The organism is Roseobacter sp. MH60115 (assembly GCF_015644665.1).
Taxonomy (GTDB): Bacteria; Pseudomonadota; Alphaproteobacteria; order Rhodobacterales; family Rhodobacteraceae; genus Roseobacter.
This window is the reverse complement of the sequence record NZ_JADOBQ010000002.1, coordinates 703526-717548: the sequence shown is the minus strand read 5'-3', so window position 1 is coordinate 717548 and position 14023 is coordinate 703526. Positions and strand designations below refer to the sequence as shown.

At 62.8% G+C, this 14023-nt stretch carries 12 protein-coding genes; 7 read left to right on the top strand and 5 right to left on the bottom strand.

What is annotated here, in order from left to right; translation table 11 throughout:
• Nucleotides 1–106 precede the first annotated feature (106 nt).
• Both pyrC and plsY read left to right on the top strand, forming a co-directional pair.
• Entirely contained in the window at nt 107–1390 is a 1284-nt protein-coding gene (gene pyrC, locus ISX84_RS09110; protein WP_195820016.1) for a dihydroorotase, read from the top strand.
• Nucleotides 1390–1998, top strand: a complete 609-nt coding sequence (plsY, locus tag ISX84_RS09105; protein ID WP_195820015.1) for a glycerol-3-phosphate 1-O-acyltransferase PlsY — start codon at nt 1390–1392, stop codon at nt 1996–1998. Before pyrC ends, plsY begins: the two co-directional genes overlap by 1 nt.
• 261 nt (nt 1999–2259) lie before the next feature.
• Here plsY and ISX84_RS09100 read toward each other — a convergent pair whose 3' ends face one another.
• Complete coding sequence (locus ISX84_RS09100; protein ID WP_195820014.1) at nt 2260–2646, bottom strand: ectoine synthase; 387 nt, start codon at nt 2644–2646, stop codon at nt 2260–2262.
• 73 nt (nt 2647–2719) lie between these two features.
• On the opposite strand from ISX84_RS09100, the gene ISX84_RS09095 reads away from it, so the two are divergent.
• Genes ISX84_RS09095 through ISX84_RS09085 form a run of 3 tightly spaced genes read left to right on the top strand, consistent with a single transcriptional unit; the run spans nt 2720 to nt 5372 of the window.
• Nucleotides 2720–3658 carry an aldo/keto reductase gene (locus ISX84_RS09095; RefSeq protein ID WP_195820013.1) on the top strand — a complete coding sequence of 313 codons (939 nt, stop codon included), beginning with the start codon at nt 2720–2722 and terminating at the stop codon, nt 3656–3658.
• Nucleotides 3655–4725 (top strand): NAD(P)/FAD-dependent oxidoreductase, encoded by a 1071-nt coding sequence (locus ISX84_RS09090; protein WP_195820012.1) that lies wholly within the window; start codon nt 3655–3657, stop codon nt 4723–4725. The genes ISX84_RS09095 and ISX84_RS09090 overlap by 4 nt, the downstream gene beginning before the upstream one ends.
• On the top strand, nt 4722–5372 hold the full coding sequence (locus ISX84_RS09085; protein WP_195820011.1) for a DUF938 domain-containing protein: 651 nt from the start codon (nt 4722–4724) through the stop codon (nt 5370–5372). Before ISX84_RS09090 ends, ISX84_RS09085 begins: the two co-directional genes overlap by 4 nt.
• A gap of 3 nt (nt 5373–5375) precedes the next feature.
• On the opposite strand, the gene ISX84_RS09080 is transcribed toward ISX84_RS09085, so the two are convergent.
• The 4 genes from ISX84_RS09080 to ISX84_RS09065 form a co-directional block, all read right to left on the bottom strand.
• On the bottom strand, nt 5376–7868 hold the full coding sequence (locus tag ISX84_RS09080; protein WP_195820010.1) for a GcvT family protein: 2493 nt from the start codon (nt 7866–7868) through the stop codon (nt 5376–5378).
• Nucleotides 7869–8066: 198 nt separating this feature from the next.
• Nucleotides 8067–9464, bottom strand: coding sequence for an FAD-binding oxidoreductase (locus ISX84_RS09075; protein ID WP_195820009.1), 1398 nt, complete (start codon nt 9462–9464; stop codon nt 8067–8069).
• A gap of 25 nt (nt 9465–9489) precedes the next feature.
• The gene (ggt, locus tag ISX84_RS09070) at nt 9490–11268 is read right to left on the bottom strand and encodes a gamma-glutamyltransferase (RefSeq protein WP_195820008.1); all 1779 of its coding nucleotides are present in this window, start codon (nt 11266–11268) and stop codon (nt 9490–9492) included.
• Nucleotides 11269–11295: 27 nt separating this feature from the next.
• Entirely contained in the window at nt 11296–12282 is a 987-nt protein-coding gene (locus tag ISX84_RS09065; RefSeq protein ID WP_195820007.1) for a 2-hydroxyacid dehydrogenase, read from the bottom strand.
• Between the two features lie 118 nt (nt 12283–12400).
• Between ISX84_RS09065 and ISX84_RS09060 the strand changes: the two genes are divergently transcribed.
• Complete coding sequence (locus ISX84_RS09060) at nt 12401–12904, top strand: SH3 domain-containing protein (protein ID WP_195820006.1); 504 nt, start codon at nt 12401–12403, stop codon at nt 12902–12904.
• Between the two features lie 88 nt (nt 12905–12992).
• On the top strand, nt 12993–13985 hold the full coding sequence (locus ISX84_RS09055) for an NADPH:quinone reductase (RefSeq protein WP_195820005.1): 993 nt from the start codon (nt 12993–12995) through the stop codon (nt 13983–13985).
• The last annotated feature ends 38 nt before the right edge of the window (nt 13986–14023 follow it).

The following is a 14023-nucleotide window of genomic DNA, read 5'->3' as shown; positions in this document are numbered from 1 at the left end:
GCCCTGCTGGTCGCCTTCGGTATTGTCGGGCTGATGTTCTGGGTGGGGACATGAACCTCCACCATCAGAGGACCGTCCCCGAGACGCCTGTGCAAAGGATGCCCGGATGACCAAGCTGACCTTCCTGAATGCGCGCCTCGTCGATCCTGAGAAAGACGAGATCATCACTGGCGGCCTTGTGGTCGAAGACGGTCGTATCACCAGACATCTGCCCAAGGATGCGCCGCGCCTGACATCTGGTCGCGTCATTGATTGCGATCTGAAATACCTCGCCCCCGGCATCGTCGATCTGGGCGTGAAAGTCTGTGAACCGGGAGACCGGCACAAGGAAAGCTACCGCTCCGCCGGGCTGGCAGCAGCGGCTGGCGGCGTGACCACGATGATCACACGCCCCGATACAGATCCGGCCATCGACAACCCGGAAACGCTGGAGTTTGTCACGCGGCGCGCCAATGAGGTCTCTCCGGTGAACGTCTTGCCGATGGCAGCGCTGACCAAGGGACGCGCGGGCCGCGAGATGACAGAGATCGGTTTCCTGATGGATGCCGGGGCGGTGGCCTTCACCGACTGCGACCGGGTTGTCACCGACACCAAGGTGTTTTCCCGCGCGCTCACCTATGCCAGCGGTCTGGGCGCATTGGTCGTCGCGCATCCGCAGGACCCAGGGTTGAGCAAAGGGGCGGCCGCGACGTCAGGCAAGTTTGCATCGCTGCGGGGCCTACCCGCGGTCTCTCCGATGGCCGAGCGCATGGGGCTGGACCGCGACATCGCGTTGATCGAAATGACCGGGGCCCGGTACCACGCCGACCAGATCACCTGCGCCCGCGCCCTGCCCGCGCTTGCCCGCGCCAAGGCCAATGGCCTCGATATCACGGCGGGCACGTCGATCCACCATCTGACGCTGAACGCGCTGGATGTCGCCGACTACCGAACCTTTTTCAAACTGAAACCGCCCTTGCGGGACGAGCAGGACCGGCTGGCCGTGGCCGAGGCGGTGAAATCCGGGCTGATTGACGTGATCTCCTCCATGCACACGCCGCAGGATGAGGAAAGCAAGCGCCTGCCCTTCGAGGAGGCGGCCTCTGGCGCCGTGGCGCTTGAGACGCTGTTACCGGCAGCGATGCGGCTATACCATGCAGGACTGATCGATTTGCCGACCCTATGGCGCGCGATGTCGCTGAACCCTGCGAAACGCCTCGGGCTGGAGAGCGGTCGGCTCGCCATTGGCGCTCCGGCGGATCTTGTCCTTTTCGATCCCAACGCCCCGTTCCTGATGGACCGCGCCACGCTGCGCTCGAAATCCCGCAACACACCGTTTGACGGCGCGCGGATGCAGGGTAAGGTCCTCTCCACCTATGTGGCTGGCACCTGCGTGTACGAGAGGACCTGATGCCCATTATCGAACATTCCGCCGCAGTTCTCCTGCTCTGGGGGCTCATTGGGTATCTGATGGGGTCAATCCCCTTTGGCATGGTCCTGACCCGCCTCATGGGCTTGGGCAACCTGCGCAACATCGGGTCCGGCAACATCGGTGCCACCAACGTGCTGCGCACCGGGAACAAAACCGCCGCCGCCCTGACGGTGCTGCTCGATGGAGGCAAGGGGCTGGCGGCTGTGCTGTTGGCCCGCGCCTTCGGCGGAGAGGATACCGCGCAGATCGCGGGGTTGATGGCCATGATCGGGCATTGCTACCCGGTCTGGCTCCGCTTTGCAGGTGGCAAGGGTGTTGCCACTTTCCTCGGCATTTTGCTCGCACTCAGTTGGCCGGTCGGCGTCGGGTGCTGTCTGGCATGGCTCGCAGGTGCATTGATTTCACGTATCTCGTCGATGGGGGCCCTTTTTGCTGCGGCGGCGAGCACGCCTTTGATGATCTTCACCGGCCTGCCGGACGGTCTGTTTCTGGGCATTGCGCTGACGCTGATCATCTTCTGGCGACACCGGGCAAACATCTCCCGCATTCGCGCAGGAACCGAACCGACCATTGGCCAGAAAACCTGAGCAACACTCTCTCGACGCCTTTGAGACAGCCCTTGAGAGACTGCCAAGCGGCACCTTCACGGGACGGTCTCAACACCGCCGATACATCGTGACAAAAACCACATTCTGCGGCGGAAAGTCTGTCAAACTGGTCGCGGAAGAACTGGGCGGCACCGACTACATCAGCCTGAATTTTTATCGTCTGCAGAGTGGCGCGCGTCTGTTCCCCTGCGAAATGAGCACGCGCAAGATTTTCGATTTTATGACGACGCTCCGTCCAGATCAGGACGCGGCGTAGCTGCCGTCCGGGCCATGCACTTCATCGCCTTGCAGCGCGGGCGAGAAAACGCAGATCAGATGCAAGGGCTCGGACCCATCCACCCGCACCTCGTGACGCTCGTGTGCGTTGGGTGCGTAGAGAACACCCGGTGTGAGCGGATGCTTCTCGCCGGTCTCAAGCTCCGTCACGGTGCCCGCACCGCCAACGCAATAGCAGGCCTCGATATGGTTTTTGTACTGCAACGTGAGAACGGCCCCCGGCAGGACCTTCGTGTCCGTCATCGAAAACCCCATGCCGTCGGATTTCACCAAAAGCCGCAGGCTGTTCCACCCCGGACCGGAGGCATCCCGCATCGTCCCGATGAGATGCGATTTTTCCGTGACGATCATTTCGGAAACTCCTGCGTGTGTTCTACCGGATTGATTATTGCACGGCGTCACTGGTCGTGCCACTTCTGATGCCATGACAAAACACCTCACCAGCCCCGACGGCACCCCTGCCAGCCGCCTCGCTTTTGGCACCATGCAATTCGGAGGTCGCGCAGACGCCGCAGCCTCCCGCGCGCTGTTCGATGCCTCCATCGCCGCGGGCATCACCCATTTCGACACAGCCTATGTCTACAACGACGGCGCCTCGGAGGAGTTGCTGGGCGCGATGCTGGGGGCGCAACGCGACCGCCTGATCATCGCAACCAAAGCCGCCTATACCGGGGGCGGGTCGAAAAAGAACATTCAGGACAGTTTTGCCATTTCCCGCCAGCGCCTGAACATGGACATGGTCGATATCCTCTACATGCACCGGTTTGATCCCGACACGGACCTGCATGAAAGCATGGAGGCCATGGCCGAGCTGAAATCGCAGGGGTTGATCCGCTATGTCGGTGTGTCGAACTTTGCGGCCTGGCAAGTGGTCAAGGCGATTGGGATTGCCGCGAAGTTCGATCTGACCATCGATATCCTGCAGCCGATGTACAATCTGGTGAAGCGTCAGGCGGAGGTGGAAATCCTGCCGATGTGCGCCGATCAGGGTGTGGCTTGTGCGCCTTATTCGCCGCTGGGCGGCGGGTTGCTGACCGGCAAATACGGCGCAGGCGGTGCCGGACGATTGACCGAAGACGACCGATATGCCGCGCGTTATGGGCTGGACTGGATGCATCAGGCGGCCGTCGGTTTGAGTGAGGTTGCCGCCGATGTGGGCGTCGATGCCGCGACCCTCGCCGTTGCCTGGGCGGCGGCCCATCCGATGGGGCCAACGCCGATCATCTCTGCCCGGTCCGTCGAACAGCTTCAACCGTCACTGGCCGCCATGACCTATGAGATGAGCCCTGAGCTCTATGCCCGGCTGGCCGCATTGAGCCCGACGCCACCCCCGGCAACGGACCGCATCGAAGAGCAGGAATGACCGATATCCTGTTGATCGGCGGTGGGGTGGCCGGTCTGAGTGCCGCCGCCGCATTGTCCGGTTCTGCGAATGTCACCGTGCTGGAGGCGGAGACCTCCATTGGCTATCACGCCTCTGGCCGGTCGGCGGCGCTGATCGAGCAGAACTACGGCGCGCCCAGCGTTCAGGCGCTCAATCGGGCCAGTGTGGAAACGCTGGCACAGGGCGGGTATCTCAGCCCGCGCGGTCTGATGATCGTCGCCCAGGCGCATGAACGCGAGGCCTATGAGAGCGATATCGCCACGCTGGGCACCACACCCATCAGCCTCGCCGAGGCGCGTGACTTTGTGCCCGTGCTGGACCCCGCAAAGCTCGCCTTTGCAGCCTATCACGCGGACGCACAGGACATCGACACCGACCGGATGTTGCAGGATTTTGCCCGCACGCTGCGCCAGAACGGCGGTGCGGTTGAAACCGGCTGCCGGGTGGAAAGTATCCGGTTCGATCAAGGCATGTGGACCGTCAGATGCGGTGACAAGAGCTTTCACGCTGCCACACTGATCAATGCGGCAGGTGCCTGGGCGGATCAGGTGGCCGGGATGGCAGGCATTGCGCCCTTGGGGATCGTGCCGCATCGGCGGTCCATGGCGCGCATTCCGGCCCCCGGCGGGCATGAGGTGCGCCACTGGCCCATGTTCTTTGGCGTGGGCGAAAGCTGGTATGCGAAGCCGGATGCGGGGTTTTTGCTGGTTTCGCCCGCCGATGAAGACCCGGTCGAACCCCATGACGCCTGGGCAGAGGACATGACGCTGGCGCAGGGCCTGGCCCTCTACGAGGAGATGGTGACCGAACCTGTGACCCGTCTGCAATCGAGCTGGGCGGGGCTGCGCAGTTTCGCACCCGACCGCACGCTGGTGCTGGGATGCGATACAATGCAACCGGCATTCGTTTGGTGTGCGGGCCAGGGCGGCTATGGGTTCCAGACGGCCCCCGCAGCCGCACAGCTACTGGCGGATGAGGTTTTGGGCCGCCCGACGGCGCTCGACCCGGAGATCGTGGCCGCGCTGTCACCCCGGCGGTTTCAATGACCGCACGCCTGCCCAAAACCGCAAGTGTCGCGACCGCGGCAGAAGGTGCGAAACTGCACGCGCCAGCAGCCGCGCGGAATGTCGGTTTTCTGTGTGACCTGCTGCGAGAACACGCGCCACTGTCAGGCGATGCGTTGGAGATTGCCAGTGGCACCGGTCAACACATCGTGGCATTCGCAGAGGCCCTGCCCGGCCTGACATGGCAGCCGACCGAAGTGGATGCCCCACGGCGGACCAGCATCGACGCCTACGCCGCAGATGCAAAACTGCCGAACCTGCGCCCCGCCCGCACCTTGAATGCCACAGCCCCCGGGTGGCATGCAGCGCAAACGCCGCTCGATCTGGTTCTTCTGGTCAATCTGCTGCATTTGATCAGCGATGCAGCGGCAGAGGTACTGTTGCGTGAAGCCATGGCAGCGCTACGCCCATCAGGGCGTTTCATCCTCTATGGTCCGTTCAAACGCGCGGGTGTCCTGACCAGCGCCGGAGACACCCGTTTCGACGCAGACCTTCGCGGGGCGGATCCTGCGATCGGGTACAAGGATGATCGCGACATCACACGCCAGCTTGAAACGGCGGGCGCGTCGTCCGTTCGACAAATCGACATGCCCGCCAACAATCTGGCCTTCATTGCCACCAAAACCTAGCGGCTAGCCGTCGACGCGAATGCGCGCGTTTGTCGGATCATAGGGGCTGTCTTCCACGATCTCGGCGTCCCAGAGCTGATCGAACATCTTGACCTTCAGCTTGGTGCCCGGCACCGCCAGATCGGGGGTGACATAGCCCATGCCGATGCTCTTGCCGAAGGCCACGGAATACCCGCCGGAGGTCAAACGTCCGACCCGCGTGTCGCCATGGTACAGCACCTCGCGGCCCCAAGGATCGGCATCTTCGGGTCCGTCAATCAGCAGCGTTACACATTTGGACCGCACGCCGATCTCTTCCATCTTCGCCTTGCCGTGAAACTCTTTTGACAGGTCGACAAAGCGCGGCAGATCGGCCTCCAGCGGGGTGGCATCACGGCCCAATTCGGTGCCAAAGGCGCGGTAAGATTTTTCCTGCCGCAGCCAGTTTTGCGCCCGCGCGCCCACCAGCTTCATCCCGTGCTTTTCACCCGCTTTGTCAAGCTGGTCGAAGAGGTAATTCTGCATTTCGATGGGGTGATGCAGCTCCCAGCCCAGCTCCCCGGTATAGGCCACGCGGATTGCCCGCACCGGGCACATGCCCAACTCAATGTCGCGATAGGAAAGCCATGGGAAGCGCTTGTTCGAGAGCACAGTCGCCGGGTCCGCATCCTTGACCAACGCGTTCAGCACATCGCGCGATTTCGGCCCTGCAATGGCAAAGACACCCCACTGCGTGGTTACGTCCTGTTCATTGATGCGCCCGAATTCGGCTTCCTTCTCCATGATCGCCTTGTAGAGGTAATCCTGATCGTAGGCGTGCCAGGCGCCCGCAGAGACGAGGTAGTAATCGTCCTCGGCCAACCGCACGATGGTATATTCCGTGCGCGTGGTTCCTGCTGCCGTCAGGGCGTAGGTCAGGTTGATCCGCCCCACTTTCGGCAGTTTGTTGGTGGTGAACCATTCCAGAAACGCCGTGGCGCCCGGCCCGCTGATCCGGTGCTTGGTGAAGGCGGTGGCGTCGATCAGCCCGACGCCTTCGCGGATGGCTTTAGCTTCCTCGACGGCGTATTGCCACCAACCGCCGCGCCGGAAAGACCGTGCATCGTGATCGTTGAAACCCTGCGGTGCATAGTAGTTCGGGCGTTCCCATCCGTTGACCTGCCCGAATTGTGCCCCGCGTGCGGCCTGACGGTCATAGGCTGGCGATGTCCGCAGGGGCCGGCAGGCCGGGCGTTCCTCATCCGGGTGGTGCAGGATGTAGACGTGCTCATAGCATTCTTCGTTTTTGCGCGCGGCGTATTCGGTTGTCATCCACGGCCCATACCGTTTGGGGTCAAGCGACGCCATGTCGATCTCGGCCTCGCCGTCCACCATCATCTGCGCGAGATAGTAACCGGTCCCGCCCGCCGCGGTGATCCCAAAGGAGAACCCTTCCGCGAGCCACATATTGTCCAACCCCGGTGCCGGCCCCACCAGCGGATTGCCATCGGGCGTATAGCAGATCGGACCGTTGAAATCGTCCTTCAAACCGCTGTCCTCGCAGGACGGAATGCGGTGGATCATGGCAAGGTACTGCTCCTCGATCCGCTCCAGATCAAGCTGGAAGAGATCGGCCCGGAAACTGTCGGGTACGCCATATTCAAAGCAGGCGGGCGCGTTCTTCTCGTAAACTCCGAGAATCCAGCCACCTCGTTCTTCGCGCACATAGGATTGCGCATCGGCATCGCGCACCACGGGGTGCTCCACATGGCCATCGGCACGGAATTTGACCAGATCCGGGTCCTGATCCATGACGATGAACTGATGCTCCACCGGGATCGCCGGGATCTTGATGCCCAGCATCTTTGCCGTGCGCTGCGCGTGGTTGCCTGAGGCCGTCACAACGTGCTCGGCCGTGATCACGATCTGCTCTTCCGACGGCACCAGGTTGCCGCCCTTCTCCACCATTTTCGTGGCCGTGACTTCCCAATGCGTACCGTTCCACTGAAACGCATCCGCCTGCCATTTGCGCTCGATCATCACGCCGCGTTGACGGGCACCCTTGGCCATCGCCATGGTCACATCCGCAGGATTAATGTAGCCGTCCGTGTGGTGGTAGAGCGCACCTTTGAGGTCAGAGGTATTGATCAGCGGCCATTTTGCCTTGATCTCGTCGGGCGTCATCCACTGGTAGGGCACGCCGCAGGTCTCCGCCGTGGAGGCGTAAAGCATGTATTCATCCATGCGCGCCTGCGTCTGCGCCATACGCAGGTTACCCACAACGGCAAACCCGGCGTTCAGCCCGGTCTCTTCTTCCAGCGTCTTGTAAAAGCGGATCGAGTAGTCGTGGATATGGGTCGTGGCGTAGGACATGTTGAAATAGGGCAGCAGACCCGCTGCGTGCCAGGTGGAGCCCGACGTGAGTTCGTCGCGTTCCAGCAGCATCACATCTTCCCACCCCGCGCGGGCAAGGTGATAGGCAATCGACGTCCCGACGGCGCCGCCGCCAACAACAAGGGCTTTGACTTGGGTTTTCATGGCTCGCGCTCCGTGACACTGCTGTTTCGATAGCATTAGCGCGTGCGGCGCAATGGAACAAACTGCGCCCGACCGGTCATGGTGGGAAAGCGACATCGTGGCACAGGTGGCCTGAAAGCCCACCCTACCTGCCGGATGAAACCTGGGTGGCAAGCAGGTAAGGTGGGCTTTCAGGCCACCGTTTTCGCCAGCACTGCGCTAGAGGATTTTGCCGGGGTTCATGAGGTTGAGAGGGTCCAGCGCCTGTTTGATCGCGCCCATCACAACAGTGGCCTCTCCAAGTTCCTTGACGAGATAAGGCCGCTTGCCCTGCCCGATACCGTGTTCGCCCGTGCAGGTGCCGTCCATCGAAATTGCCAGGTCGTTGAGCCAGCTGACGAAGCCTGCGGCCTTTTCCAACTCATCGGCATCGGACATGTCCACCAGCAGCGACACATGAAAATTACCATCCCCTGCGTGTCCCAGGATCGGCGCAATCAGGCCAAGCTCCGAAACGCGCCGCTGCGCCTCGCCCACGCAATCGGCCAGGCGTGAAATCGGCACGCAGACATCCGTGGCAATCCCCTGCGCCCCCGGCCGGTATTGCAGCATTGCCCAATAGGCGTCGTGCCGCGCCTGCCAGAGCCTGTTGCGTTCCTCTGTCGTGGTGGTGGCCTGATAGCCGACGCCGCCATGCTCCTCTGCCAGCGCGCCGAATATCTCCGCCTGCTCGACAACACTTGCCTCCGTCCCGTGAAATTCCAACAGCAGCAGAGGCGTTTCGGGCAGGTCGAGCTTTGAATAGGCGTTCACCGCCTTGACCGTCGTGTCGTCCAACAGCTCAATCCGGGCAACGGGCAGCCCGTATTGGATCACCGACATCACGGTCTGGCAGGCGGCGTCGACGGTTGGAAAGGAGCAGCTTGCGGAGCTGATCGCCTCCGGGATGCCCTGCAATTGCAGGGTGATCTCGGTGATCAGGCACAGGGTCCCTTCTGACCCCACCAGCAATCGCGTCAGGTCATAGCCGGCAGAGGATTTGCGCGCGCGCGTGCCCGTTCGAATGATCCGACCGTCTGCCATCACCGCCTCGACCGCGAGCACATTGTCTTTCATGGTGCCGTAGCGCACCGCATTGGTCCCGGAAGCATTCGTTGCGGCCATCCCGCCAAGCGACGCATTGGCCCCCGGATCGATTGGAAAGAACAGCCCCTGATCGCGCAGATGCGTGTTCAGCGCCTCGCGTGTCACCCCGGGCTGCACCCGGCAGTCCAGATCACCGGAATTGACCTCCAGCACCCTGTCCATCTGGCTGAGATCGACGCAGATGCCGCCCGCCGGTGCGTTCACATGCCCCTCCAGCGAGGTGCCGGTGCCATAGGGGATCACCGGCACGCGGTGCTGCGCACAGGTCTTGACGATCTCCGACACCTCTTGTGTCGAAGCGGGGAAGACAACCGCATCGGGGGGCTGGTTCTCGATCCATGTCGTGGTGTGGCCGTGCTGCTCCCGGATCGCGGCACCGGTTTGAAACCGCTCGCCAAATTGCTGCTTGAGCACGCCCAAAGCCGTCTCGATCCCGGTTTCGTTGCGCGGCAAACTCGCGTGTTTGACCATGATCAGCCTCCCCTCTCCGCCCGGGTTACTGCCCGAGCGCGATGCCTTCGCGGCGCGGGTCTGCTCCACCCTGCAACCCGTCACCAATCGCAATCGCATGCAGGCCGGAGGTCAGCGCCCGGCTGCCGACTTCATATCCCAAGGCGGTCAAAGGCTCTGCCAAGGCCTCTGCCGAGGTGCCTTCTTCCACGTCATATTTGCCAAATCGGTTGACGGCATGCGGCACCGCAAGAGCCTGTTGCACATCCAATCCCCAATCCAGATAGGCGATGATGCTCTGCGCGACATAACCGATGATCCGGCTACCACCGGGGCTGCCAATCGCCAATGCCGGCGCGCCGTCCTTCATCACGATGGTCGGTGCCATGGAAGACCGCGGGCGCTTGCCCGGCTCCACCCGGTTGGCCACGGGCACGCCATCCACATGGCTGCGGAAGGAGAAATCCGTCAGCTCGTTATTCAACAGAAAGCCCCGCACCATCAGACGGCTGCCAAAACCATTCTCAATCGTCGTGGTCATGGAAGCCACGTTCCCCGCCGCATCCACGATCACGAAATGCGAGGTCGAGGGCAGTTCGATGGAGGCATCATCTGCCCAGTTCAACGCATGATCAAATTCCGGCGTACCGGGGGCCACTTCCGGCAGGGCATCATCGCCCGCCAGCAAGGCAGCGCGCCCGGCCAGATAGGTCTGATCCACCAGACCCTCGGTCGGCACCGGCACAAAATCGCTGTCGGCCATGTACCGCCCGCGATCCGCAAAGGCGAGCCGCGCCGCATCGCCCATCAGACGGCGCACCTCCACATCATCCGGCCCGGCAGAGAGGTCATAGGTATCGAGCATGCCCAGAATCTGACCGACGGTCAGCGCCCCCGACGACGGCGGCCCCATACCGCAGACATCATGCGCGCGGTAGCTCACGCAGACGGGCGCGCGTTCCTTCACCGCATAGATGCTCAGATCAACCGTGGACAGGACGCCCGGATTGCCTTCGGCCTGCTGCACGGTCGACACGATATCGGCAGCGATATCACCGGTGTAAAACGCGCGCGCGCCATCGTCGGCCATGGCTTGCAAGGTCTCGGCGTAGGCCGGGTTCTTCAGCAGATCACCCGCTGCCAGAGGGGTTCCACCCGGCAGGAAATAGTCGGCAGTGGTGCCGAACCGTCCCAGACGTTCCGCATCGCCCTCAACCAGACCGGCCAGACGCGGGGACACCTCGAACCCCTCTTTGGCGCGCTCAATGGCCGGGGCCAGAAGCTCCGCCCACTCAAGGGCGCCCCAGCGCAAGTGCACCTCTTCCATCAAGGCAGGGGTGCCGGGGGTGCCGACGGAAAGCCCGCCAACGACGGCATCAAAAAAGCCAAGCGGCTCCCCCTCGCCATCCTGAAACAAGCGCGGCGTCGCCGCCAGCGGGGCTGTTTCGCGGCCATCAAGGGTGGTCAGTGTCCCGGTTTCTGCATCGAAATAGACCAGAAAGGCACCGCCTCCCAACCCGGAGGATTGCGGCTCCACCAGCCCGAGCATGGCCTGCACCGCCACCAGAGCATCTGCTGCCGTGCCGCCCTTGGCCAGCACATCCGCCCCGGCCTTGACCGCCCAGGGGTTGGCGGCGGCCACCATCCAGTTTTCGGCCGTCACCGGCGTGCCCGCGAATTTCGCCTCCAGCGCTGCGGCAACCTCGGGCGAGATCGCCTGAAAGGCGCCCTGCGTGGCGGCTTCGGGCTGTACCGCGTCAGCCGCTTGCTGGGCCTGCGCCGCCGTGGCAGCAAGAAAGGCAAGTCCTGTCAGAATGTGTCGCATGGTCTCTCCAATCTGGTGGCTGGGATGTCAAAGCATTGACGGAATGACCTGATCCGGTGGCCGGTGGCCATCGTCGAAGGTCTTGATATTGATGATGACTTTCTCGCCCATCTCGATGCGGCCCTCGCGCGTGGCGGACCCCATATGCGGCAGCAGCACAACATTGCCCAATTGCCGAAGACGGGGGTTCACGTGGGTGCCGCGTTCATAAACGTCGAGACCGGCGCCGGCGATCTCGCCCGCGCGCAACATGCGGGTCAGCGCGCTTTCGTCGATCACCTCGCCGCGCGAGGTATTCACAATCACCGCCTCCGGCTTCATCAGTTTCAGCCGCCGCGCGTTCATCAGATGAAAGGTGGAGGGCGTCGCCGGGCAATTGATGGAGATCACATCCATACGCGCCACCATCTGGTCGAGGCTTTCCCAATAGGTCGCCTCCAACGCCTGCTCCACCTCAGGGCGCAGGCGGCGGCGATTGTGGTAGTGTACCTGCATGCCAAAGGCGGCGGCCCGGCGGGCCACGGCCTGCCCGATGCGCCCCATGCCGAGGATGCCCAACCGGCGCCCCGCAACGCGCCCGCCAAGATAGGCGGTGGGGGCCCAGCCCTCCCAGTCGCCCGACTGCATCACGCTCAACCCCTCGGGCATCCGGCGCAATACCGCCAGCATCAGCGCCATGGTCATATCGGCCGTGTCATCGGTCAGCACCCCGGGCGTGTTGGACACCAGAACACCACGCTGGCGGGCCGTTGCCACGTCGATATGGTCCACCCCTGCCCCGTAATTCGCAATCAGCTTCAGCCGGTCACCGGCCTGCGTGATCAGGGCGGAATCGATCTCATCCGTCACCGTGGGCACCAACACGTCCGCCGCCTTCATCGCCTTGGCGAGATCCGCCCGGCTCATCGGGGCATCATCATCACGCAGGGTCACATCGAAAAGCTCTGACAGGCGGGTTTCCACCACCTCCGGCAACCGTCGCGTAACGACAACACTCAGCTTTGGCTTTGACATTTCGAGCCTCCCCGGACTTGGCGCATCAGCCTGTTTTGTGCCATGGTGGCCGAGATGGCGACGGGGCACAAGAACCTCGGGCCAGCAAACGGGCAATTTACGAATAACAGGCAGTGTCATGACCAAATACCTTCTCGCAGCCCTTGTCGGGGCCTTGTCCCTTGCCTGCATGGGCACCCCGGGCATAGCGCGCGACACGGGGCCCGTGACCAACCTGCCGCTGCCGCGATTTGTCTCGATGAAGGCGTCCGAAGGGAATGCGCGACGCGGTCCGTCCCTGACCCACCGCATCGACTGGGTGTTCAAGCAGCGCGACATGCCCCTGCAGATCACCGCCGAGCACGGCCATTGGCGGCGGGTTGAAGATCGTGAAGGTCAGGGCGGATGGGTTCACTATTCGCTGCTGTCCGGGGTGCGCACGGTGATCGTGGAAAAGGATATGCTGTCTCTGCACATGCGCCCGGATGTGGAAACGCCCGTGACCGCGGCCCTGGAAGCGGGTGTCATCGCGCGGCTGGGCAAATGCGACCTCGAATGGTGCCAGCTCAAATCAGGCGGCTACCGTGGCTGGGCCCCCAAATCGCGCCTCTGGGGCGTGAAGCCCGATGAGGTTCGGGACTGAGGACGTAGTCTGATTTCACATCGCATGGCTTGTGCCTGACGCGCGCGCAGCTAGGGTGGCCAGAACCGGACCGTTTGGAGCCCGCACAATGCGTATCATCAGCTATGAGAGTTTCGGAAACGCCTCCGATGTCTTGCACTTGTCGGAACAGGAACTGCCGACACCTCAGGTCGGCGAGGTCTGCGTCGAGCTGGCTTACTCGGGCGTGAATCCGTCGGACGTCAAGGCCCGCGCCGGATCCCGCCCCGGCGTCACCACGCCGCCGTTTCCCAGGATCGTACCCCATAGTGACGGCGCAGGCATCATCTCTGCGGTGGGTCCGGGCGTAGATACCGCCCGGATCGGCGAGCGGGTGTGGATATGGAACGGGCAGTGGCAACGCGCCTTCGGCACTGCCGCGAGCCACATCGTCCTGCCTGCCGACCAGGCTGTGACCTTGCCGGACAAAGTCAGTTTGGAGACCGGCGCAATCCTTGGCATTCCGGGCCTGACAGCGGCACATACGGTGTTTGGCGGCGGTGAGATTGCCGGGCAGACCGTCGTTATTCACGGTGGCGCTGGCACGGTTGGATATCTCGCCATCCAGCTTGCGAAATGGGGCGGCGCCACGATCATAGCCACGGCCCATGGTGCCGGAGTGGCGCGTTGCGAGGCCGCAGGAGCGGACGTCGTTCTGGACTACAAGGCAGACGATCTGCCCGATCAGATTCTGGCGGCCAACGATGGAAACCTGATACCTCGGATCATCGAAGTGGAGTTCGGCCAGAACATCGCAACCGATACGGCGGTCATCGCGCCCAATGGGACGATCGCAGCCTATGGCTCAGCGCTGAACATGACCCCCACGCTTCCCTTCTATCCTCTTCTTTTCAAAGCCGTGACACTCGATATCGTGTTGATTTATCTTCTGGGCAAGGCCGAGCGGATACATGCCATCGACAGGCTGCATGATGCCCTCGTCGACGGTGCTCTGAAATGCCCGGTGCAGGATATCTTTGACCTTAAAGACACAGCACTAGCGCATGAAGCCGTTGAAGCGGGCGGGCGCGCCGGTGCCATCCTGATCGACGTCACAGCCTGATACCCTGCGCCGATGACCGCCAGCGCGCACCAAGGCGC